Origin of the sequence: Vibrio sp. SCSIO 43133, assembly GCF_023716845.1 — a bacterium.
GTDB classification, from domain to species: Bacteria; Pseudomonadota; Gammaproteobacteria; order Enterobacterales; family Vibrionaceae; genus Vibrio; species Vibrio mediterranei.
In genome coordinates this window covers 3,387,951-3,410,589 of the sequence record NZ_CP068024.1, presented here as the reverse complement: position 1 = coordinate 3,410,589, position 22,639 = coordinate 3,387,951, and the positions used below count along the sequence as shown (strand labels likewise).

At 44.9% G+C, this 22,639-nt stretch carries 19 protein-coding genes; 7 read left to right on the top strand and 12 right to left on the bottom strand.

The genetic code is table 11. The features are described 5' to 3' along the window. Positions 1-344: 344 nt before the first annotated feature. Entirely contained in the window at positions 345-833 is a 489-nt protein-coding gene (locus JKJ11_RS15900) for an Rsd/AlgQ family anti-sigma factor (RefSeq protein WP_031493852.1), read from the bottom strand. 164 nt (positions 834-997) lie between these two features. Between JKJ11_RS15900 and nudC the strand changes: the two genes are divergently transcribed. The 3 genes from nudC (at position 998) to JKJ11_RS15885 (ending at position 3,780) form a co-directional block, all read left to right on the top strand. Further along, complete coding sequence (nudC, locus tag JKJ11_RS15895) at positions 998-1,771, top strand: NAD(+) diphosphatase (RefSeq protein ID WP_062463887.1); 774 nt, start codon at positions 998-1,000, stop codon at positions 1,769-1,771. Between the two features lie 309 nt (positions 1,772-2,080). Beyond that, positions 2,081-3,148 (top strand): uroporphyrinogen decarboxylase, encoded by a 1,068-nt coding sequence (hemE, locus tag JKJ11_RS15890; protein ID WP_006071299.1) that lies wholly within the window; start codon positions 2,081-2,083, stop codon positions 3,146-3,148. Between the two features lie 101 nt (positions 3,149-3,249). Next, a complete protein-coding gene (locus tag JKJ11_RS15885; protein WP_096444373.1) occupies positions 3,250-3,780 on the top strand; it encodes a DUF4136 domain-containing protein in 531 nt (176 codons plus the stop codon). Positions 3,781-5,520: 1,740 nt separating this feature from the next. On the opposite strand, the gene JKJ11_RS15880 is transcribed toward JKJ11_RS15885, so the two are convergent. Beyond that, positions 5,521-6,447, bottom strand: a complete 927-nt coding sequence (locus JKJ11_RS15880; RefSeq protein ID WP_252038517.1) for a D-2-hydroxyacid dehydrogenase — start codon at positions 6,445-6,447, stop codon at positions 5,521-5,523. Positions 6,448-6,512: 65 nt separating this feature from the next. Between JKJ11_RS15880 and JKJ11_RS15875 the strand changes: the two genes are divergently transcribed. Then, a complete protein-coding gene (locus JKJ11_RS15875) occupies positions 6,513-7,100 on the top strand; it encodes a YjaG family protein (protein ID WP_006071293.1) in 588 nt (195 codons plus the stop codon). A 91-nt stretch (positions 7,101-7,191) separates the two neighbouring features. Here JKJ11_RS15875 and JKJ11_RS15870 read toward each other — a convergent pair whose 3' ends face one another. The 6 genes from JKJ11_RS15870 to JKJ11_RS15845 all read right to left on the bottom strand — a co-directional run bounded on the left by JKJ11_RS15870 (position 7,192) and on the right by JKJ11_RS15845 (position 13,239). Next, entirely contained in the window at positions 7,192-7,671 is a 480-nt protein-coding gene (locus JKJ11_RS15870; protein ID WP_031493333.1) for a hypothetical protein, read from the bottom strand. A 36-nt stretch (positions 7,672-7,707) separates the two neighbouring features. Then, positions 7,708-8,409, bottom strand: a complete 702-nt coding sequence (locus tag JKJ11_RS15865) for a winged helix-turn-helix domain-containing protein (protein ID WP_252038516.1) — start codon at positions 8,407-8,409, stop codon at positions 7,708-7,710. A 3-nt stretch (positions 8,410-8,412) separates the two neighbouring features. After that, positions 8,413-10,743, bottom strand: a complete 2,331-nt coding sequence (locus tag JKJ11_RS15860; RefSeq protein WP_096443031.1) for a fimbria/pilus outer membrane usher protein — start codon at positions 10,741-10,743, stop codon at positions 8,413-8,415. 11 nt (positions 10,744-10,754) lie between these two features. Further along, complete coding sequence (locus JKJ11_RS15855) at positions 10,755-11,414, bottom strand: fimbrial biogenesis chaperone (RefSeq protein WP_172427875.1); 660 nt, start codon at positions 11,412-11,414, stop codon at positions 10,755-10,757. Between the two features lie 77 nt (positions 11,415-11,491). After that, positions 11,492-12,232 (bottom strand): hypothetical protein, encoded by a 741-nt coding sequence (locus JKJ11_RS15850; RefSeq protein WP_252038515.1) that lies wholly within the window; start codon positions 12,230-12,232, stop codon positions 11,492-11,494. Between the two features lie 473 nt (positions 12,233-12,705). After that, the gene (locus JKJ11_RS15845) at positions 12,706-13,239 is read right to left on the bottom strand and encodes a hypothetical protein (RefSeq protein WP_096443025.1); all 534 of its coding nucleotides are present in this window, start codon (positions 13,237-13,239) and stop codon (positions 12,706-12,708) included. Positions 13,240-13,521: 282 nt separating this feature from the next. On the opposite strand from JKJ11_RS15845, the gene greB reads away from it, so the two are divergent. Then, a complete protein-coding gene (greB, locus tag JKJ11_RS15840; RefSeq protein WP_006071280.1) occupies positions 13,522-14,007 on the top strand; it encodes a transcription elongation factor GreB in 486 nt (161 codons plus the stop codon). Positions 14,008-14,068: 61 nt separating this feature from the next. Here the strand turns inward: greB and JKJ11_RS15835 are convergent, their stop codons facing one another. Next, entirely contained in the window at positions 14,069-14,932 is an 864-nt protein-coding gene (locus JKJ11_RS15835) for a helix-turn-helix domain-containing protein (protein ID WP_006071279.1), read from the bottom strand. Positions 14,933-15,287: 355 nt separating this feature from the next. On the opposite strand from JKJ11_RS15835, the gene ompR reads away from it, so the two are divergent. Both ompR and envZ read left to right on the top strand, forming a co-directional pair. Beyond that, positions 15,288-16,007 (top strand): osmolarity response regulator transcription factor OmpR, encoded by a 720-nt coding sequence (ompR, locus tag JKJ11_RS15830; protein ID WP_006071277.1) that lies wholly within the window; start codon positions 15,288-15,290, stop codon positions 16,005-16,007. Between the two features lie 93 nt (positions 16,008-16,100). Next, positions 16,101-17,420 carry a two-component system sensor histidine kinase EnvZ gene (gene envZ, locus JKJ11_RS15825; protein WP_006071275.1) on the top strand — a complete coding sequence of 440 codons (1,320 nt, stop codon included), beginning with the start codon at positions 16,101-16,103 and terminating at the stop codon, positions 17,418-17,420. A gap of 121 nt (positions 17,421-17,541) precedes the next feature. Here envZ and recG read toward each other — a convergent pair whose 3' ends face one another. The 3 genes from recG to spoT all read right to left on the bottom strand — a co-directional run bounded on the left by recG (position 17,542) and on the right by spoT (position 22,626). Further along, entirely contained in the window at positions 17,542-19,620 is a 2,079-nt protein-coding gene (gene recG, locus JKJ11_RS15820) for an ATP-dependent DNA helicase RecG (protein ID WP_038231049.1), read from the bottom strand. Positions 19,621-19,758: 138 nt separating this feature from the next. Beyond that, a complete protein-coding gene (trmH, locus tag JKJ11_RS15815) occupies positions 19,759-20,445 on the bottom strand; it encodes a tRNA (guanosine(18)-2'-O)-methyltransferase TrmH (protein ID WP_006071272.1) in 687 nt (228 codons plus the stop codon). 63 nt (positions 20,446-20,508) lie between these two features. Then, positions 20,509-22,626: a bifunctional GTP diphosphokinase/guanosine-3',5'-bis pyrophosphate 3'-pyrophosphohydrolase gene (gene spoT / locus JKJ11_RS15810; RefSeq protein ID WP_006071270.1), complete on the bottom strand. Its 2,118-nt coding sequence runs from the start codon at positions 22,624-22,626 to the stop codon at positions 20,509-20,511. Positions 22,627-22,639 lie beyond the last annotated feature (13 nt).

Here is a 22,639-nt window from a genome sequence, read left to right as displayed (position 1 = left end):
CCGTCATTCCTGTGCGGACAGGAATCTAGCTGAGACTTGGTATTAGTTTATGAGTAGACCCCTGCCTTCGCAGGGGTGACGATAGTCTTAGATGACAATGGTTTCGGGGGACGATGGTTTCAGGTGCGATAATTTTTAAATAGGCTAATTCATAGCTACCGTCATTCCGGTGTAGACAGGAATCTAGCTGAGGCCTAGAGACCCACGTTGAGTAGCCCCCTGCCTTCGCAAGGGTGACGAAAGTCTAGGGTGATGATGGTATAGAAGGCGAAGACGCAACAGAACAGACCCTCACTGCGGGCCTGTCAAAGCTATAAGCCTATTGTTGCTAACAATCGCGTCCTCTACGCCCCTGGTGGAATCGCTAAACTATCAGCAATCAGTTGGATCAGCTTATCTTCTACCGCAAAGCGTAACTCTAAGATCTCCCCAACTTTTGACATGTCCTGTTCGAAACTAGGCATCTCATCATCCACTTTCTTGTACTTATCGTTGAATTCAAGCAGTGGGTCAGTGGTCAGGACAATCTTAGCGTAAGCGGCATCAATCTCATCGTTGGTCTTGAATCCAGTCGCTTTCCACTTATCCATGACCATATCGTAGATCTTAAAATGACCTTCAGAGATATAGTCGACAAGATGGTCGCAAAAGGAACCGATGTCTTTAGGAGAAGGCAGCTCGACGACGTTGGATTGAGCTTGAGAAGGTTGCAGAGAACCAAGCTTACAGTATTCGACGATAAGCGCTTGGCGAGTTTCTAGCCAGTGGTCGATGACTTCGCTGGAGCCACCCCATTGTTCTTGTACTTGTTTGAATTTATTTAACATGACCATGTCCTCATGATCGGGACCGCAATAGGCAGTCTCTAGCTTTGTAATGACAAAGAGTTACTGAGAAGTCGTTTCTCATGGTACCAGAATTAGAATTTCGTTTTTCTAGCTGGTATGAATTTAGATTGCCAGTAAAATGGTCGAACTGCAAGCAATGAGGATTCATGATGTTAAAAAAAAGTGAAAACCACATTCATCAAGCTTATTGGTGTGTGGTGTCAGGGAACGAACTATGGCTTGTAGACGGTGAGGTGCCGCAAGGTTCGGCGGAGCAATTTCAACTCCCAGCGGCGCAGGCTATTCAGGTTGGAGAGTTTGAAGGTACACCGGTAATGTGGCTCAATGATTCAGACCTAGACGGTGAGCGACCACTTACTTCTTTACGTGAGTTACTGCATTTACCAGAGGCGCTTTTCTACCAGTTATCCAAAGCTATCCAATATGGCTACATGAGTCAGTCGATGCGCTTTTGCCCTCAATGTGGTGGACGAAATCATCTCAATCACAATCAACTGGCGATGCAATGCCAAGATTGCCGAACGCTACATTATCCACGAATTTTCCCATGCATTATTGTGGCCGTCCGCAAAGGGTCGCAGATTCTATTAGCTCAGCATAATCGCCATGCAGGCGGCATGTATACCGTGATTGCTGGGTTTTTAGAAGTGGGCGAAACCCTAGAAACATGTGTCGCACGCGAAGTGGAAGAGGAAACGGGCATTAAGGTGGGGAACATTCGCTATTTCGGCAGCCAACCTTGGGCGTTTCCATCAAGCATGATGATGGCGTTTTTGGCTGATTATGAGAGTGGTGAAATTAAACCAGACTTCTCTGAGCTGAAAGATGCGCAGTGGTTTGAAACCAATGCACTGCCTCTAGTGGCACCAGAAGGGACCATTGCCCGAGCATTGATCAATGCCACGGTAGAGCAAGTTAAGTAGGATAAAAAAAACCCTCCGCAAGCGGAGGGGGTAAGTAAGATGTCGTTATGAGATGCTGAGTGCGATACTCAGTTGTATTATTGTAATTTTCGCTAGCAAACAAACTTTTAACATTCCTATTAATGGGTTGCAAATTCGCTATTAGATTGGTCATTAATAATATGATCTGGCTTGCAAAGTGACTCTTTTTTGAGCGTTCAAGCATAAGACCGGATAGCCCTCAAATTTTGGTAAAAGAATTGTTATCTATGGCTGCACACGGTCAACGATTAGCGTTAAACTAACGCCTTTCGAATTGGAGAAAAAAGAATGACGGAATTAAAGAACGATCGCTATCTTCGAGCGTTGTTAAAGCAACCTGTAGATTACACACCAGTATGGATGATGCGCCAAGCAGGACGTTACCTGCCTGAGTATCGCGAAACACGTGCTGTGGCTGGTGACTTTATGTCTTTGTGTAAGAACGCCGAGTTAGCATCTGAAGTGACGCTACAGCCGCTTCGTCGTTTCCCACTCGACGCTGCCATTCTGTTTTCTGACATCCTGACTATTCCAGATGCGATGGGCTTAGGTTTACACTTTGAAGCGGGTGAAGGTCCTAAGTTTGAACGTCCTATTACTTGCAAAGCAGACGTCGACAAAATTGGTTTACCTGATCCAGAAGGTGAGCTGCAATATGTAATGAATGCAGTACGTCAAATTCGTAAAGACTTGAATGGCGATGTACCACTTATCGGTTTCTCTGGCAGCCCTTGGACGCTGGCGACATACATGGTTGAAGGAGGCAGTTCGAAAGCCTTCACTAAGATCAAAAAGATGATGTACGCAGAGCCACAAATTCTGCACGCACTACTGGATAAGTTAGCGGACAGTGTTATTGAGTACCTTAATGCGCAAATTAAAGCAGGTGCCCAATCGGTTATGGTATTTGATACATGGGGCGGCGTATTGACACCTCGTGATTACAACTTGTTCTCACTTCAGTACATGCACAAGATTGTTGATGGTCTTATTCGTGAAAACGACGGTCGTCGTGTTCCAGTGACACTATTTACTAAGAATGGCGGCATGTGGCTTGAACAAATCGCAGCGACAGGCTGTGATGCAGTGGGTCTAGACTGGACGATTAACATCGCGGACGCTAAAGCGCGTATCGGCGACAAAGTAGCACTGCAAGGTAACATGGACCCATCAATGCTTTACGCTCAGCCAGAGCGCATTCGTGAAGAAGTTGCGACCATTCTGGAAGGCTTCGGTGATGGTGGCACTGGTCACGTCTTCAACTTAGGCCATGGTATTCATCTAGATGTGCCACCTGAAAATGCAGGTGTATTTGTTGAAGCGGTGCACGAGTTATCTAAACCGTATCACAAGTAAATCAAGTTAATGTTTTTTTAAAGCCGTCATCTTAAGCAGATGACGGCTTTTTTTCTTTTTTTGACTAAGCTAAACAGAGGCACTCGTTAAGAGGACTGATTATGTTTAAAGTGGTCACCCCATTCCTTACTTCGCTGCTCTTTCTCATTGGTTGCGCCTCTGATGTGGCGACGGATTACGACTCAAGTACTAACTTCTCAGCATTCAAAACCTATCAATATCAAGAAAACAGTGCAGATCCTGTTAGCCTTGATGGAGCCCGCATCAAAAAAGCGGTCGACAATGAAATGGCATTGCGAGGACTGACGCTGGTGGATAAAGATGCCGATGTGCTGGTGTATTATGACATCCTAGAAGGTACAGAGTTGTTGGCGGACGGGCCAAGTTTTGGTTTCGGTATCGGGTCAGGTGGATACAACAGTGCTTATGGAGTAGGGGTTAGGACGCCAACTCGAGTGAAAGAGAAGAAGTTCGGTAAACTAAGCGTTGAGCTTATTGATGCCAAATCGAATGATGTGGTATGGCGCTCGGTGTCACAGCGCCAATTGACTGAAACCATGGAGCCCGCAGATAGAGATGTGTTTGTGCAAGAGCAGGTGCACAAGATGTTTGAAGAATACCCTACAAAATAGTTTATCTGTGTCAGGTGGCTTACTACATACGTCATTCCACTGGCTGCGAGTGGTGTGACTGTTTTTTAGTATGACTGATTCACAACTCACGTCATTCCAGCGAAGGCTGGAATCTATTTAAGGCTTGGTGCGTCCGTTGAGAAGACTCCTGCCTACGCAGGAGTGACGACTATCTTGAGTGTGATGAACCAACAGCTTATGTCATTCCACTAGCTGTGAGTGTTGTGACGATTTTTTAGTGTGACTAATTCTCAACTCACGTCATTCCGGCGAAGGCTGGAATCTGTTTGAGGCTTGGTGCGTGCTTTGAGAAGACTCTTGCCTCGCAGGAGTGACGACTATTTTGAGTCTGATGGACCAACAGCTTATGTCATTCCACTAGCTGTGAGTGTTGTGACGATTTTTTAGTATGACTAATTCTCAACTCACGTCATTCCAGCGAAGGTTGGAATCTATTTGAGGCTTGGTGCGTCCGTTGAGAAGACTCCTGCCGACGCAGGAGTGACGACTATCTTGAGTGTGATGAACCAACAGCTTACGTCATTCCACTAGCTGTGAGTGTTGTGACGATTTTTTAGTATGACTGATTCAGAACTCACGTCATTCCAGCGAAGGCTGGAATCTGTTTGAGGCTTGGTGTGTGCTTTGAGAAGACTCCTGCCTTCGCAGGAGTGACGACTATTCTGAGTCTGATGGACCAACAGCTTATGTCATTCCACTAGCTGTGAGTGTTGTAACGATTTTTTAGTATCACTAATTCTCAACTCACGTCATTCCAGCGAAGGCTGGAATCTATTTGAGGTTTGGTGCGTCCGTTGAGAAGACTCCTGCCTTCGCAGGAGTGACGACTATTTTGAGTCTGATGGACCAACAGCTTATGTCATTCCACTAGCTGTGAGTGTTGTGACGATTTTTTAGTGTGACTAATTCTCAACTCACGTCATTCCGGCGAAGGCTGGAATCTATTTGAGGCTTGGTGCGCGCATTGAGAAGACTCCTGCCTACGCAGGAGTGACGACTATCTTGAGTGTGATGAACCAACAGCTTATGTCATTCCACTAGCTGTGAGTGTTGTGACGATTTTTTAGTGTGACTAATTCTCAACTCACGTCATTCCAGCGAAGGCTGGAATCTGCTTGAGGCTTGGTGTGTGCATTGAGAAGACTCCTGCCTTCGCATGAGTGACGACTATCTTGAGTGTGATAAACCAACAGCTTACGTCATTCCACTAGCTGCGAGTGGTGTGACTGTTCTTTAGTATGACTGATTCACAACTCACGTCATTCCAGCGAAGGCTGGAATCTGTTTGAGGCTTGGTGCGCGCATTGAGAAGACTCCTGCCTACGCAGGAGTGACGACTATCTTGAGTGTGATGAACCAACAGCTTATGTCATTCCACTAGCTGTGAGTGTTGTGACGATTTTTTAGTGTGACTAATTCTCAACTCACGTCATTCCAGCGAAGGCTGGAATCTGCTTGAGGCTTGGTGTGTGCATTGAGAAGACTCCTGTCTTCGCAGGAGTGACGACTATTTTGAGTCTGATGGACCAACAGCTTACGTCATTCCACTAGCTGCGAGTGGTGTGACTGTTCTTTAGTATGACTGATTCACAACTCACGTCATTCCAGCGAAGGCTGGAATCTATTTGAGGCTTAGTGCGTGCGTTGAGAGGACTCCTGCCTTCGCAGGAGTGACAACTTTTTTGAGAGTTATGCCTGATAACGCTATAGCATCCCCCTTTAATACCCACGCTCAAAATCCACCAAATTCTGCAACTGAAACCCATCACGCCAGCGCAAATAGTTCTCCGCAAAAATCTCGACCACTTGCTCAGGAAAACTGATGGCAGCAATATGTGGGGTTACGGTGACATTTGGGTTGTGCCAGTAAGGGCACTCTTGAGAAATAGGCTCGTTGATAAATACGTCCAAGAAAGCATGGACCAAGTGACCTTTATCCAGCGCACTAAGTAGGGCATTACTATCAACGGTTTGGCCTCTACCTACATTGAAGAACAAAGCATGACGACAGGCCGCAAAGAGTGGTTCGTTGAACAGTCCATCTGTCGTCGGGGTGTTGGGCAAGGTATTGACGATAATATCTGCGTGCTCAAGCGCTTTTTCTGCTTCGTTGATATGAAAAGTTTCTGCAAACGCACTTTGGCGAGGAGGAATGCCGGTGCGATTGACACCGATAGGCACAATACCCAGTACCTTGACGGTATTCGCCAGATGACTACCAATCGCACCCGTACCAAAAATCACCATACGTTTGCCAATCAGCGATTGATAGCTGTGTGGCTGCCAGTCACGTTTTTGCTGCTGTTGTTTATAGAGATCGAAATGACGGAAGTAATTGATGGTGTAACCCAGCACATACTCACTGATCTGCTGACCAAAAATGCCTTTTACGTTAGTGAGTTTGTAGTCTTTACGCAGAGATTCGCCAAGTAAGGCATCAATGCCAGCATAGGTAGATTGAACCCACTGTAACTGCTCAGCACTATCGAGTTCGGAAGCAAGCTTTGGCGGCGCTGCCAGTACAATAGTGGCATTACTCAACTCAGAGATAATCTCCAAATCAGGCAGTTGTTTTGCTTCAAGCAGTGGCAGGTAGTGTTGATTGTTGTCCGTCACAAGTGCTAAGCGATGCTTTTGCGTCGTCATTTCTGGCTATTCCCTATCCGTTTGGTTACACTTCCGCAGACTATATTCACTACGGCAGAGCGACCATGTTAAAGAACCCTATTCAGGTACGTATCGAAAAATTTGAGCCTTGGCAGCATATCACTTTTATGACCTGTTTGTGCGAGCGTATGTACCCCAACTTCGCTATGTTCTGTGAGCAAACCGAGTTTGCTGAAGCGCGCGTGTACCGCAATATTTTGGATGCTGTATGGGAACTGCTGACGGTGAAAACCGCCAAAATCAACTTCGAAAAGCAGCTAGAAAAGCTAGAAGAGGTCATTCCGAACTCAGAAGATTTTGATATCTACGGCGTCTATCCAGCGATTGATGCGTGTTTTGCCTTATCGACTTTACTGCATGGTTTGCTCGATCGTGATTACTTACTGGAATCAACGCTTAAGATCAGTCAACAGTCTGTCGCGACTGTGGCTCAGCTTGAGCAAGCAGAAACCGGTGTGGAAATCACCAATGAGAACCAAAAAGAAAACGAAGCTGTGTGTGAAGAATGGGATGTTCAGTGGGCTATTTTCCGTCCACTACGTGATTGCACTGAGCGTGATATAGAGCTGATTAAAGATCTTCGCCTTGAGCTTAAGGAAGAGGGAGTCAGTAACATTGGTGTAAGTATCTAGCGTACGCCTTCAGGATAGAAAAGTACGTTCTCAGGTAAGTTTTCCACGACCCGCCTGAGAACGACCAAACTAAACTCAATACCTTCTCGTATTAATCAAAAAAACTGGTCTTGCCAAACAAGGTGATGTCGTAGCCGATATCAAAAGGGTAATCAAACACAGAGATGTACTGATTAGGCTGTTTTGTCTCGAGCAACAGCCCAACAATTAACAGCTGATTATCATAAAACGTATCGGCATACAGTGCTTGATTATCGGTGGCCACTGCAGGTTTTACCTCTCTCTGACTAATAAATAGCGTGTAAATCTCCGACCCTCGTTTACCCCAAAGCATGGTCTTATTAATGACCCTCCCGCTGGCTTTATTTTCAATATACACAGACAACACGCCCGAGCGGCATTTGCCTTTTTGCAAGTTGAGCTCACCATCATGAGTAAACCTATAGCTACATCCCAAGCCATTAACGAAGGGGTACAATAGCCAAACAACAGAAACCATTAGCAGCAAAGCAACGAAGCATTTTGATGTCGCTATTGTTCGCAGGTTGGCCATAGCATTGGTAGAGCGCATTCAGTATTCCTTACTATTCGAAGCTAAAATCTCGGTTCAGTGTTCTATTGGGACCAAGCGAATAATGCCATCTTCATCAGAAGTATCCCGAAAATACACCACATGACCCTCCGTCTCTTTAGAGAGGGCGTGTACCGTGTTATCTGGCAGAGAGAATGAGCCGACCAAAGTGGTGTTGCCACGCTGATAGGTGTGCATACTTGGCTTTATCGATGACACGTAAAAAATCACTAAAGCACAAAACAACAAGGCGGCATAAAGTGCCATTAAGGGCACCTTTTTGACTAAACCAAACCGAGTTGGTGTCGCAACTGTGTCGTTGGGTGAAGGGCATTCTTCGACTGGCTGAGCGGCTAGTTCAGAAGAGCTGGCGTCATTGTCACTAGCGCTGGCTGAACTTACGTTCACGCTGACAAAAGGCACGTCATTTGTGATCAAAATGACATTAGGGTCTAACCGAAAACCAATAGTTGGAACGGTTTCTAAGCACATCACTAAGCCAACTTTATCCAACGCTGTCCGAATATTTCGGATGGCGACATTGAGCGAATTAGCGACTACAATCTTGCCAGGCCAGCCAACGTCCAATAACTGTTGCTTGGTTAATGGGTGCCCTTGAGCATTGCAAAGAGCTTCTAGGATAAGTCGCTCACTGTTGTTTAATTTGGCGATAGTAAGCCCATCTTCCGCCAGGTGACCATTATTCGGGTTCAAGGTTATATTTGTGGTTGGTGTCATGATTTAGCTTCTTTTACTTGGGGACAGGCACTCGGCTTCATAATAATCTAAGCCCGACATATCGATATAGCTGTCTTCAATAATGTTTACGTCACAGCTGAGCATAGGAACACTTAGGTGTTCCTCATTTTTGTCAAATGCCGCAATAAATACACGGCCATCACTGTCAAAGTAGCTACTAATCGGGGCATCATTACTATAAAGCTTAGTTCCTAATGAAACCTCTTGCCTCAGCTTAAGCATGGTGTCGCGCCCTTTTTTAACGTGATAAGTGACTAAGGTGAGAGCGCCTTCACTTGGAATCGTATTTGCGACGGTATTGTCAAGGTAGACTCCATCAGGAATCGACTTGGATTCGACTGAAACTCGATTTTGACTGTACGCAGAGGCTGAAGGGATGAGCGCAAAGCCATCCGCGTTTGTTTTACCGGCATTTCTTATTTTTAACCCTTCCACATCGTCAACTCTGACTAATATATTGGTGTCAGATAGACGCCGAGTGGGAAGCACGGTATTTTCCGCAACGACCAAGCCACCTTTCACGGTGCCTCTAACCTGTGAGCCCGATTGAGAGTTGGAGTATTGCAGAGAATAATTGTTATATTCACTATTGCTTGATAAAGACAACCCATGCCCAACAATGCCCTTCTTATCATCGAGACGCAGAGAGCCTGATACGGAGCTACTGTCGCCGAACCTCATACCACTAGACAACGAGGTACTCGCAGGGCGACCACTGCTGTGTGAGCGAGATAGGCTTACACGCGATTTTCCCCAGTTGAGCGGCATCGAAAAATTCATTGAGAGTCGATTGTCGACGGCAAAGTTATTCTGGTTACTCTCTTTAGAATAGGCCTTTAGCGCGCTAACGGAGTATCGATAGTATTCATTACCAAATGAGTACCCTAAGCCAAAGCTTTGGAATTGTGCTTTGTCTGATCCTCCCAGAGACTGAAACAGACTGACGCTTCCAAGTTGAAAGGGCAGGTCGCTACTCGCTGATGTAGAGAACTGATAGCCTTTTCTAACCGTATCGGCAATATGGCTACTATTGATATCTCGGTACCCATTTCCCAAAAAATGACTCAGAGAGGTCTGAAAATTCAGCGACCAGAATGGCAAGCTTTTGGTTAAGCTTGAATTGATTTTAGTCCCCGACTGACCCGTTGGTAGGTAAGTAGAATGTGCAGCCGATAAGCGAACACCACCTAATAGGTCGAAATTCATCGTACTAGCCACAGATAGGTTACTATAGTCGCGCTCGACAAAAAGCCCAGTAGTTAAAGATTGAGTATCCGTTAGGCCATAGATCAATTCTCCTCCTAAAAAGGCGTGTGAGTTGGTTCGTTGCAGCCCTGTAAATAAGCTATGTTCGCTAGTGCCTTGCTTTAGGACACTGAGTACCAATTGACTAGGAACTGAAAAAACCGCTTCACGTCCATCTTCTTCTTTAATGCTGACCACGAAATCACTATTGGAGCGAATGTTCATATCGTTAATAGTAAATTCGCCGGCCGCCACGTATTCGGTGTGAATCAGTTCGTTGTCTTGATAAACACGCACTTCGGCATTCGTTTCCGCATTGGCACGAATGGTCGTGGTGTCCGTCATTTGCCCTGATTGATACAAACGGCTATTACTGCTCAAGCTAACGCCTTGCATATCGACCGACCCCATGACTGCTGTGCTTTGACTAAGCTCACCAAACATAAACTTGCTGCGCAGTGAAGGAATGTTGGTATATCCATAGAGATATCCATTGGACATTGTCGTCTTTTGATTCATCATAGAAGCCGAGAGGCTACTCTTGAAGCGAAACCGTCCCACATTGAATTGTGGGCTTGCTGAACCGTACGCTTGGTAGTTATCGTCAAACCTAGTCGTCATTCCAGCCGAATACGGTAACATTAATGCTGTGACACCATCATCATAATGAGCCAGAGCATACTGCTTTTCTGACAGCAAAAATCTGGAAGGAATGTTCATGGTTATTTCGAAACTGCCAAAATCAATATCCAAGCCAATTTCGCTGCTTAGCACACACGAGCCCTGTTTTAAGTTGATATCCGGTTTAATGCCGAACTCACTTAATTGCTGTTCTGAGAAGCATGGCCTGCTTTCTCCTTGCTCATTGCTGTAGAAGCGAATGGATTCAAAATACGTTCGCCTTTTATTGACGGTAATTTTAAAGTCATAGTTGCCATCAGGGATGTGATTAACCAAGCTGCCGAAGGAGGCATCTTTAGAGATGCCATTAAGGAGAGAAAGATCAAAGCCTCCTGCAAAAGATAGTAAAGGAGTCGTCAGAAAGAACAGAATTAGGGAGCGTAACATGGGTAATATTTCTATAGTGAGCGTTTATCTTTAGCAAGTAATCCAATGTCGTTGATGTAATTCAATTCAAAAGAACGTTTGGGGTTAAAGTTACTACTTTTAGTAAATGTGATCTCCTGATAAGGGGCAATCATTTCTACTACCATCGTCTTTTCTTTTCCTTGTTCAATAGAGATGAGCGTGATGTGTAATGGAGATTCATTTTTTACATTGAAATCATCACCTTGTTTGCTAATAACGAGTTTCTTTACAGCGTCTTCCATGGTTACTGTTGCAATGGACTTTGGTCTGATAAATAACTTGTAATGCATATCCATGCTAGCAACGACATCTGATGGAGTATCTGACTGCTCTTTTATAGAGACAGCACTAAGAGTCCGATATGTTTCTACCTCATTAGAGTCCATTACTGATTCTAAATTATAGATTCTGAATCCTGAGCGACTATCCGCTTTAGATAGAATGATATTCGGAGTTATTATCGGTAGCGTCTCTTTTTCAAAGCTGTCATTTAATATGGAAAGCTGTACCAGCGTATTAGACTCTGAGTTATTAACGAGATCCCCTTGAAAAAATTTACTCCCTTCAATATAAACGACTCTAGAACCAGGAATAGCAACGGCATAACAAGTGTTTGATAGAATTAGTATTAGTAATATACACGTTTTCATTTTGTACATCTTTATATGTTTACATCTTTATGTCTTTGGAGTATATGGTTACTCCAAAGACAGGTTTGAAATAAGAGTTATAGAATCTTAGTAGTAAAAGTCATCGCTTTATCAGTAAATTCGAAATCTTCAGTGTGATTCCAAATGGAAAATTTTCTATGGTCAACCTTCATAATCGTTGTTAATGTAAGAGCATTATTTGTAGCAAATTCTTTCACTCGGAGCCAGTCGGCTTCTGCATTGGCCGTTTCAATTCTGTGAGCATTAGAGATTTTGATGTCTCCAGTATTTTGATCTACTACGTCTGCTGTAACCTTTTGATCTTGCTTATTGAGCACAGTGGCAAAGATAACGCCATGATCGCCTCCTAGTGTAAACCAATTATGACCATACTGGTCAATCCAAAGATCGTGAGCGGGCCCTTTATCGTCAGTGGGCCCTTTATGTGCTTTTCTCCCTCCTGTGGTAATATTAAAAAATGCCATGTCACAGCCATTGCCATTTAAATTTAATTCTATGCTTTCTGTTGCGGTAGTAAAATTTTGTTCGTTGGTTAGTTGTATTTCCTCAAAATTAACGTTGAAAATATGATTAGTATTAAAATCAAATGAACAAATAGGTCCGTCATAAACCAATTTCCCTTTGATGTCTATTATGAAACCTTTCTCTTCCGTGTTTCGGTCTTTTACGTTGTCAAAAGAGTGATAGAAGTTGCCATATGGAAGAGCTTGCTCTGAAGCTATCACTGATGATGTGCTTAGCGCTAATATAAGGCCAATGCTACTAGCTAGAGTTTGTTTTGTTAGGTTAAGAGTCATGAGTTATTTTCCAAATTAAATAGTTTGTTGCTTGAGTAAGGTTAAATATGAATGTCAGTGTGTTCTGATTCGAGACGAAATTTATTGTTTTTTTGGAACCCAGTTAACTAATAAATGATTATAAAAAGTAAAATGTTAGCTATATCAGTTATTTATAATTGGTACTGTATTTTTATACAGTACCAATTCTTGTTGATGTTGAGCTTTTCGCCAGCTGTAGAGCCTATTGCACTAAAATAAACAAACTTGAGAGAGAAACTACTGAAAGTCAAATATTAGAATTTGGTATTAGTTTGTGGTTTGATATGGGAGGTTTTTCAACAATTGGATTAGTTGTTGGTTGGCGGATTTATTTGAAATATGCTTCTAAAGTTGATAAATAAAAAGAAGTCAACACCTTTTAAGAAAGAGTGCCAAGCGAAGTGATATCTTCAGCACTCTATGGGGTTTATCTTCACGAAAATGTTGGTCAACTATCTAAAACTTCGTACTTTGGTGACTAAAGAGGGAATTGTTTGGAACATCTCTCTTACGTCTGAAACATATTGTGCAGGAACATAAATTGCGCAGATTCGCATTATGCTAATACCACCGATACTAACGGGATGTGAGGTAAACTTAGCACGCAGCGGGACAAATGAGTCTAAACCGATTAGTACTTCATAGTTGTCCTCGCTGAGTAATCCGAGTTTGGCATAATGATTAAGACATTCGTGGTAGTTGCGAGTGTAATGAAGGCTAACCCCTTGGCTTATGGGTTGATTGCGATACAAGTTGTTAAATGTATTCCCCCTTTCTCCAGATTTTAGTCCGTCGGCTCGATGGAACCAAGGGGTACAGTCTATATCCTCAGCCGATAATAACGCTCGGAATTTTACCAACCCTTCTAAAGCGCTTGAATTAGTGCCATGAACAAAATGTACGCCTAATTGCTCCATATCCTCTAATTGAAGATCTCTTTTGGTAAGTTTAAGTGGAGGTAGAAAAGAGGCTTTATTTCTAAACATGATGTTTTCCTTAACAGTGAATGTTCGAAAGTGATGCGTTGAGAATTCATTATTGGTATTAGTTAAGGGGGTAAGTAAAAGAATAAGTCCTAATAAAAAATAAAAACGATATAAATCATTGGGTAACCATGTTGATAATTAGGTAGTTTAAAACGGTGTTTTGACGGTTTACTATCATTTCAGCAATTCGTTGGTGTACAAGGTGGGAGGATTTTGGGTTCATACAAAGTCAAATAGTTCGTTATAATCTCTCAGCAGCAGTTGCTATTAATAGAGAGCAAAATGAAGACCAAATTGATCACGCGTGAAGGCTACAACAAACTGAAACAAGAACATGATTACCTCTGGAATGAGCGACGTCCTGAAGTCACTAAGATAGTGACGTGGGCGGCGAGTCTAGGTGATCGCTCTGAAAACGCCGACTATACCTTCAATAAGCGTTTGCTTCGCCAAATCGATCGCCGTGTTCGCTTTCTGCGCAAGTTCTTACCTGAGGTCACCATCGTTGATTATTCACCTCAACAAGAAGGTAAGGTCTTTTTCGGTGCCTGGGTGGAGATTGAGAATGAAGAAGGTGAAACCATGCATTTCCGGATTGTTGGTCCCGAAGAGATTTACGGTGATGCAAAAGGTTATATATCGATTGATTCTCCTATGGCGAGGGCGCTGCTAAAAAAACAAGTGGATGATGAGGTAGTGGTGAAGACCCCTCAAGGAGATAAGGAGTGGTTTATTAACTCCATCACTTACCAACAGCACTCTGAATAAATAGAGCGATTTGAGCTCCTAAAGTGGTATGTCCTTGAGAGCTCAAATTGCGTGCTGTGATTTATGACAGAGCTAACTCGTCCGTTTTGTGTGTGGGAGCTGAGCGGCGGTTACGTTGAATCTTCTGATGATGGCTCAGTAACGTTAGGATTCGCCCTTCATCGTGAATTTGGTCGAAAAACGGATTGGCGGCTAGCGTGTCGACTTGGCATTCATACACAGTAATATGTCCGCTTTGGTACTTTTCAGGAATATAGATATCCGAGATCAGAGTTTTAGCGTAAGGCTTGATCGCGGTGATGAGTAAGGTTTTACCTTCAAACAACTCACACGCGTAGTTATGCACTAATCGATGCAAGTCTTTATTAAGCGCCACATAGCTAAGTAGGCAGTTCTGCCCGTTAATATCCTTACCATGCACAATATGACCAACCACCGCGTCCCGGTGCTTAGCAAGAACCACGTTGATTTCTTGAATGGACATGACGTCTATCAGCTCTTGAAACGTGATAAAACGATAGTGCTCTTGTGCGTAGACGATTTGCTCTCGATAGATCTCTGGCAGATTATCCCAACGATAGCTTTCATAAGTATCAATCGTATAAGGGTAGAGCGTGTCAAACCCTCTAAAGAAGTCATCATATTTTTCGACCCCTTGAATGATGCGACGTTCATCTTCTGAATAATGGTAACTTTGCTGGAAAAACGTGGCGACCCCGATTCGGCGCATCAATGAAGGCTGTCCGTTGCCATGCTCCCACTTACTGAGCATTGGCTGGTTTATCCCTTGAAATGCTCGATGGGATAAGCTCAGCGCTTCAACCAGTTCCAATTGAGACATGCCATTAAAATTGCGCCAATACTTCAGTGCTTGTGCGAAGTTATCGCGTGAAAACGGACTCTCCGATTGTGCTTCAAATGTCATAATCTCTCCTTGAGTTCGATAAACTAGTGATAGTTTACTTAGGTTATATGACATGGGCTTGGTGGGGCGCACAAAAGCATATTTTAAAACGTTACAAAGGGTTAGTAGACGTTGAATAGTTAGCGTGCAGGTTAACGAAGTTGCAGCAAGTAAAATTAGGCAACATTAGATATACATCACTTATATCACTTAGAGCAGTGACGAATGTGTCTGATATGAGCCATAATTAATAAACGTTAACAATTCTCTGCGCAATTATTGGCCATGAAATGTTACATTTAGTGCAGATACTCTTCTGACACACTTTTTGTTGACGGAGGGGTCGGTAAATTGCTTTTTAGTGGTGGAATCGAATATGCAAGAAAATCACAAGATTTTAGTTGTTGATGATGATGCACGTCTACGTGCATTACTAGAGCGTTACTTATCAGAGCAAGGATTCCAAGTACGCAGTGTTGCTAACAGTGAGCAGATGGACCGCCTGTTAACCCGTGAAAACTTTCACCTTATGGTATTGGATTTAATGCTACCAGGTGAAGATGGCCTGTCGATTTGTCGTCGTTTACGTAACGCCAACAACATGTTGCCGATTCTGATGCTGACAGCCAAAGGTGATGAAGTTGACCGTATTGTCGGCCTAGAGGTCGGTGCGGATGACTATCTACCGAAACCATTTAATCCTCGTGAGCTACTTGCTCGCATTAAAGCGGTATTACGTCGTCAAACTATTGAAGCTCCTGGCGCGCCAAGCCAAGAAGAGTCAGTGGTTGAGTTCGGTGATTTCCGTTTGAACCTTGGTACACGTGAAATGTTCCGTGGTGAAGAGGCAATGCCTCTAACATCTGGTGAATTTGCAGTACTAAAAGCCTTGGTGACCAACGCACGTGAGCCGATGTCCCGTGATAAGCTGATGAACATGGCTCGTGGTCGTGAGTACTCGGCAATGGAACGTTCTATCGACGTACAGATTTCTCGTCTGCGTCGTATGCTGGAAATCGACCCAAGCAAACCTCGCTACATTCAAACTGTGTGGGGTCTAGGTTATGTGTTTGTGCCGGACGGCAAAGAAGCATAATCAGAAATGTCGATAAGGCTCTGGATGGATTCAGGGCCTTTTGTTTATTATCTACCTCGGATTCTTCTCATCTTCGCCCTCTAAGGAAAACCTATGCGATTTCGTAGCTCCTTCACGCAATCCATTCTGCTATTTTTTACACTCTTGATTGCTAGCCAAGTTTTTTCTTATTACGCCGTGTACAACTACGCTCTTGTACCTAGTTTGCAGCAGTTCAATAAGATACTGGCGCATGAGCTATCGTTTTTCTTGGAAGACAATGAAGCGATTGATGAGCAGCTTGAAATGGATGCTCCTTTACGCCGACGTGTATTGGAGCAGTTGGGTGTCACTATTCATGCTGATGACAGTGCGATGGCGAACGAGTTTAACCATGCGATGCCTATCGACCTGATGAGCGAGGAGATGAGTGATGAGCTGGATTCAAAAACTGAAGTTAGGCTGATTCTGGGAGCTGAAAGCTACATCCTCTGGATGAAGATAGACGCACTGCCCAACTCGTTGATACGCATTCCGCTGTCAGAGTTGCAGGAAGAAGACTTTGCGCCGCTGTTTAGAAACAGTTTGATTATGGCGCTATTGGTGATTGCGGGTGGTTGGCTATTCATTCGCTTGCAAAACCGGCCACTTACCGCACTCGAAAATGCAGCCAATTTGGTGGGTAAAGGGGAAATCCCGCCACCTTTACCTGAGAAGGGGGCGTCTGAGATTCGCTCGGTTACGCGTGCCTTTAACCAAATGGCAAAAGGTATTCAAGAGCTTGAGCAAGACCGTACCTTATTAATGGCGGGCATCAGCCATGATATTCGCACCCCATTAACGCGAATTCGCCTTGCGACAGAAATGATGTCGCCCGAAGATAGCTACTTAGCAGAGGGCATCATCAGCGACACTGAAGAGTGTAATGAAATCATTGGCCAGTTTATGGATTACCTAAAACCGGTTAATACTCAGTCATTTGAACCGATGAGCCTGAATGACATTTCTTCTGATATTGTCTCATCGGAAGGCGGATATGAGATCCAGATAGAATATGCCCCAATGGCAACTATCAAAGATATTGAAGGCAGTCCAATTGCGATTAAACGTGCTATTACCAACTTGGTGGTTAATGCGGTTCGTTACGGCAATGGTTGGGTGAAAGTAACCACAGGTATGACGGCGGACAACAAACTGGCTTGGGTCACTATTGAAGATAATGGTCCTGGTATCGAAGAGAGCCAAATAGGTCGTCTATTCGAACCTTTCACACGAGGTGATACCGCACGAGGCAGTGAAGGGACAGGTCTAGGGCTGGCGATTGTGAAGCGGATTATTAGTCAGCATCACGGCTCAGTGAGTATTTCGAATCGCAGTGCTGGTGGACTGAAGGCACAAGTAAGTTTCCCTGTAGCTAAGAATGGTTTGAGGTAGAGGACTTCTAGGTTGTGCAGAAGGTTTGCTTTACGTAAGCGGCGTGCTGAAGAAGATCCCCTTTTTCAAGGGGATGACGGCGTTATTTTGTAGAGTGGCGATGATATAGAGAGCAGGCGTCTTATGCTTTGGCGTAAAACTCTCTGTCTCCTAACCAGCGATCTATAATTTTCTTGGCATTCTCGGGGTACTGTTCGTGCACATGTCGCGCAATTCGTTGAACTTCCGGTACTAATCTTTGGTCCCGCACTAAATCAGCAATCTTAAAGTCAGCCAGTCCAGTTTGTTTGGTGCCAAGTAGCTCACCAGGGCCACGAATCTCTAGATCTTTTTGGGCAATAACAAAGCCGTCATTACTTTCCCTCAGTACGCCTAAGCGCTTCTGAGCGGTTTTAGAGAGTGGGGAGTGATACAACAGCACACAATGACTTGCCACGCTACCACGGCCAACACGGCCCCGTAACTGATGCAATTGAGCTAGACCAAGGCGCTCTGGGTTTTCGATGATCATTAAACTGGAGTTAGGGACATCCACACCGACCTCAATGACGGTGGTTGCAACCAGAAGGTGCAGCTCGTTATTTTTAAACTGCTTCATCACTTGTTGTTTTTCAGCCGGCTTCATTCGACCATGAACTAAACCTATTTTAAGATCAGGCAGTTTACGTTGCAGATCTTCGGCGGTCTCAGCTGCTGCTTGTGCTTCTAATACCTCTGATTCATCGATTAATGTACAAACCCAATACGCTTGTTTGCCCTCGTGTAAGCAAGCATTTTTGACACGCTCAATGATGTCGTCGCGTTTTGTATCAGGAATGGCAACGGTTTGAATCGGGGTTCTTCCTGGTGGCAGTTCGTCGATTACCGAGGTCTCCAAGTCGGCATATGCCGTCATGGCTAAGGTTCTTGGGATTGGCGTGGCAGTCATAATTAACTGATGAGGGTAGAAACCTTGTTTAGCACCTTTTTCACGCAGCTCTAAGCGCTGGTGGACACCAAAACGGTGTTGCTCATCAATAATAACCAGCGCAAGGTTGTGAAAATCAACCGACTCCTGGAATAGGGCGTGCGTCCCTACGACCATTTGAGCTTCACCGCTGGCAATACGTGCCAACTCCGCTTCCTTAGCTTTGCCTTTCTGTTTTCCTGATAACCAACCAACTTGTATCCCCATGGCTTCAAACCAACCTGCAAAGTTGATGGCATGCTGCTCTGCAAGTAATTCGGTCGGTGCCATCATAGCCACTTGATAGCCATGTTCTATCGCACGAACAGCAGCGAGCGCGGCTACCAAGGTTTTACCAGAACCCACATCACCCTGAACTAGGCGCATCATAGGAATAGGTTTAGCAAGATCAGTTTCGATTTCTTGCACCACTCTTGATTGCGCACCTGTAGGGGAAAAAGGCAGTTGCTCAAGTAGCTGATTTTTTAGCTTTTCAACAGGCGCTAAGCCAATGGCTGCATCTTGTTGACCTTTATGGCGTACCGCAAGCATAGAAAGGTTTTGTGCCATCAGCTCTTCAATAATCAGTCGCTGCTGAGCTGGGTGCTTACCTTCATCAAAGTCGTCCAAGTTAATCGTTGGTGGTGGACGATGGATAGTGTGTAGCGCCTCGGCGAGGGTAATTTGTTGGTTATACAGACCGCTTGGAAGCAATTCGTCTACTGCTGCTTTGTCCATGAGCTCAAGCGCTTGGTCTGTGAGATTACGCAGTGTGAGCTGCCTTAATCCTTCCGTGGTTGGGTAAACAGGGGTTAAGGTTTGCTCTAGCTTTGGCGCTTTACCTTCGGTTTGAAATTTGTATTCTGGATGGATGATCTCAAGACCATGGTTACCACGCTTTACTTCACCATAAGCGACAATAAGGCGACCTTCAGAGAAGTTGTTCTTCATCGCTGCGGTAAAATTGAAGAAGCGTAGTGTAATAGTACCGTTGCCATCGCTCACTTTAACCGTCAACATCTTGCGACGCCCGAAAGCCACATCACTACTCATGACTTTCCCTTGCACCGATCCCCAAAGGCCAGGATGCAAACGAACGATCGGATAGATACGAGTACGATCTTCATAACGGTGAGGTAAGTGAAACAGTAAATCTTGAACCGAGTGTAAGCCGACTTTCGCCAGTTTTTCAGCGACTTTAGCTCCTACGCCAGAAAGCGAAGAAAGAGAAATTGCCGATAACAGCTGAGCCATATTTACCATCCATCAAAATGTTATATGCAGATATTCAAGCATTTTACTGTCTTTTTGTACAGTTTTTAGCGAGGTCTGGTGTGTGATTGCCGAAGCGCTTCAAAGGAACTATAAACCAGCCTTAAACCATACTCAGTTCTATTTTTTCTGCATTTCCTGCCACCACTCTTCTGTCGCTACAATTTGGCCTTGGTCATCGAGTGGCGGATAAGGGAGGCGTTTTTTCTTGGCAACTTTCGCCAGTACGGGGTGGCCGCGTTCGAATAGGATTCGATGGATGGTTTCTTCGGGCAGAGCACTGACATCGCGATCGTACAGGCCGGCATTCTGGCGTTGTCTTTGAGCTTCAAACAAAATCAGTGCGCTGGCGACTGAGACGTTTAAGGACTGCACCATGCCTACCATAGGAATAATGATGTCCTGATCTGCTTCGGTGAGTGCATCTTGGGTGATGCCGTGCTTCTCGCCACCAAGAATAATCGCGGTTGGCTTGGTGTAGTCGATATCACGAAAGTCGACAGCGTTTTCGGAAAGGTTAGTGGCCAATACTTGCATACCTTGAGATTTTAACGTGCGAACGGCATCAGCTACAGTATCGTGAGTTTCAACCTCAACCCAGTTTCTAGCGCCTGCGGAGGTGTGACTTAAAGTACGCATTTTCTCATCCGGCCAAACTGCATGAACTTTATGTACCCCAGCAGCATCGGCAGTACGAATGACCGCTGAGACATTATTGGGCTTGTGGACTTGTTCTAGCAGTAAAGTCAGGTCAGGTTGGCGTGCCTTAAGCACTTCTTGGATACGAGTGTAGCGTTCTAAGTTCATCAATAGGTTCCAAATAAAACGGGCTCGATAATTATCGAACCCGTATTAGATCAAGCAGTTGTGTTAGTTCTTACGGCGTCTAACACGCAGTGCATGTGGCATTACACGAATGCGCTTCATAATACCAGCTAGGTGAACACGATCTTTGGTTGTTAGTAGTACAGTGACTGTGTACAAACGGCCATCGCGTTCTTCTGTAGAGATACCGTGAATGTTTGAGCCTGTCTTGGCAATCACATTGGTCAGCTCTGCGAGCGCGCCTTGGTGATTCTGCAGGTCAACTTTTAGCTCAGCAGTAAACTCTTGCTCGTAATCGTCACTCCATTCAACCGCCATGTACTTATCTGGCTCTTTCTGGTGACCACGAACATTCGGACAAGTTTCTCTGTGTACCACCAAACCGCGGCCCGGAGAAACGTGTGCGATGATGTGATCATCTGGAATAGGGTGACAGCAGTTCGCAAACGTCAGCAAGATACCTTCTGCACCACGGATCGGTAAGCGTTTACCCGACGTTGGCACTGAACTGGTTTGCGTCAGTTCATCGGTATCGCCAAGTAGACGACGAGCAATAACGATACTCATCAACTCACCAAGGCCGATAGCGGCTAGCAGGTCATCAATACTGCCCAGCTTGAGATCGGTTAGCACTTCGTTGATGTTTTCTGGGTAGATAGTATCAACAGAGTGACGGCCTAGAGCATGGTTCAGCAGGCGGCGTCCTAAAACTACAGATTCTTCACGGCGCATTGTCTTCAGAACCTGACGGATCTTAGTGCGGGCACGTGAAGTCACCACATAGTTAAGCCATGCGGCATTAGGTCTTGCACCTGGTGCGCTGATGATTTCGACGGTTTGGCCGTTTTTCAGTGCTTTGCTAAGTGGGTATGGATTACGATCCACTCGCGCACCCACACAGGTGTTACCCACATCGGTATGGACAGCGTAAGCAAAGTCTACTGCGGTTGCGCCAAGCGGCAGTTCAACAATACGACCTTTTGGTGTGAACACGTAAATTTCGTCTGGGAACAGATCCGATTTTACGTTTTCAATGAATTCAAAGGAGTTACCAGCACTTTGTTGTAGTTCAAGTAGGCTTTGCATCCAGCGCTGCGCTTTAATTTGTGCAGTGGTGCCAGTACGGTCGCCATTACCCTTGTATGCCCAGTGCGCTGCAACACCTTTGTCCGCCATTTGATCCATGTCTTCAGTACGAATTTGTACTTCTACTGGAACGCCATGAGGGCCCACCATTGAGGTGTGCAAGGATTGATAGCCGTTCGCTTTTGGTACCGCGATGTAATCTTTCATGCGACCAGGGCGTGGCTTATACAGACTGTGGACTTGACCAAGGACTCGATAACAAGTGTCTGCAGTATCTACGATGACGCGGAAAGCATAGATATCCATGATGGTATGGAATCGCTGCTCTTTGGTTTTCATCTTGTTGTAGATAGAGAAGAGGTTTTTCTCACGTCCCAATACGCGAACGTTGAGGCCAACTTCATTAAGTCGTCCTTCGATCTCGCTATGGATTCGCTGAATCATCTCTTTACGATTACCACGTGCCGATTTCACTACTTCTTTTAGTACGCGATAACGGTTTGGGTAAAGTGCTTCAAAGCCAAGCTCTTCAAGCTCGGTTTTGATGTTGTGAATACCTAATCGGTGCGCAAGTGGCGCATAGATTTCAAGGGTTTCACGAGCAATGCGTCGCTTTTTGTCAGGACGAAGAGCCCCAAGCGTGCGCATGTTGTGGGTACGGTCACTCAGCTTTATAAGAATAACGCGAATGTCCTGCACCATAGCGAGAACCATTTTACGGAAGTTCTCTGCTTGGGCTTCTTTACGATCGCGGAATTTAAGCTTATCGAGCTTAGATACGCCGTCGACGAGTTCCGCCACCGTCGTACCAAATTGTTCTTCTAGCTCTTCTTTGGTGACTTCCGTATCTTCAATAACATCATGCAGCAGTGCTGCTTGTAGCGTTTCAATATCCAGACGCATTTCCGCGAGGATACGAGCTACAGCAACAGGGTGGATGATGTATGGTTCACCGCTAGAGCGGGTCTGCCCTTCATGGGCATCTCTTGCTACCACATAAGATTGACGCAGAGCCTCAATTTGAGGCTCTGTTAGGTATTCTTGGGCAACGTCTTTAAGGCTATCGAATAGGTACAAATTTTAGGCCCGA

Bases quoted from the DNA above. Each gene is read 5' to 3' on its own strand.
- JKJ11_RS15900 (WP_031493852.1), bottom strand. From the start codon at position 833: ATGGTCATGTTAAATAAATTCAAACAAGTACAAGAACAATGGGGTGGC.
- nudC (WP_062463887.1), top strand. From the start codon at position 998: ATGTTAAAAAAAAGTGAAAACCACATTCATCAAGCTTATTGGTGTGTG.
- hemE (WP_006071299.1), top strand. From the start codon at position 2,081: ATGACGGAATTAAAGAACGATCGCTATCTTCGAGCGTTGTTAAAGCAA.
- JKJ11_RS15885 (WP_096444373.1), top strand. From the start codon at position 3,250: ATGTTTAAAGTGGTCACCCCATTCCTTACTTCGCTGCTCTTTCTCATT.
- JKJ11_RS15880 (WP_252038517.1), bottom strand. From the start codon at position 6,447: ATGACGACGCAAAAGCATCGCTTAGCACTTGTGACGGACAACAATCAA.
- JKJ11_RS15875 (WP_006071293.1), top strand. From the start codon at position 6,513: ATGTTAAAGAACCCTATTCAGGTACGTATCGAAAAATTTGAGCCTTGG.
- JKJ11_RS15870 (WP_031493333.1), bottom strand. From the start codon at position 7,671: ATGCGCTCTACCAATGCTATGGCCAACCTGCGAACAATAGCGACATCA.
- JKJ11_RS15865 (WP_252038516.1), bottom strand. From the start codon at position 8,409: ATGACACCAACCACAAATATAACCTTGAACCCGAATAATGGTCACCTG.
- JKJ11_RS15860 (WP_096443031.1), bottom strand. From the start codon at position 10,743: ATGTTACGCTCCCTAATTCTGTTCTTTCTGACGACTCCTTTACTATCT.
- JKJ11_RS15855 (WP_172427875.1), bottom strand. From the start codon at position 11,414: ATGAAAACGTGTATATTACTAATACTAATTCTATCAAACACTTGTTAT.
- JKJ11_RS15850 (WP_252038515.1), bottom strand. From the start codon at position 12,232: ATGACTCTTAACCTAACAAAACAAACTCTAGCTAGTAGCATTGGCCTT.
- JKJ11_RS15845 (WP_096443025.1), bottom strand. From the start codon at position 13,239: ATGTTTAGAAATAAAGCCTCTTTTCTACCTCCACTTAAACTTACCAAA.
- greB (WP_006071280.1), top strand. From the start codon at position 13,522: ATGAAGACCAAATTGATCACGCGTGAAGGCTACAACAAACTGAAACAA.
- JKJ11_RS15835 (WP_006071279.1), bottom strand. From the start codon at position 14,932: ATGACATTTGAAGCACAATCGGAGAGTCCGTTTTCACGCGATAACTTC.
- ompR (WP_006071277.1), top strand. From the start codon at position 15,288: ATGCAAGAAAATCACAAGATTTTAGTTGTTGATGATGATGCACGTCTA.
- envZ (WP_006071275.1), top strand. From the start codon at position 16,101: ATGCGATTTCGTAGCTCCTTCACGCAATCCATTCTGCTATTTTTTACA.
- recG (WP_038231049.1), bottom strand. From the start codon at position 19,620: ATGGCTCAGCTGTTATCGGCAATTTCTCTTTCTTCGCTTTCTGGCGTA.
- trmH (WP_006071272.1), bottom strand. From the start codon at position 20,445: ATGAACTTAGAACGCTACACTCGTATCCAAGAAGTGCTTAAGGCACGC.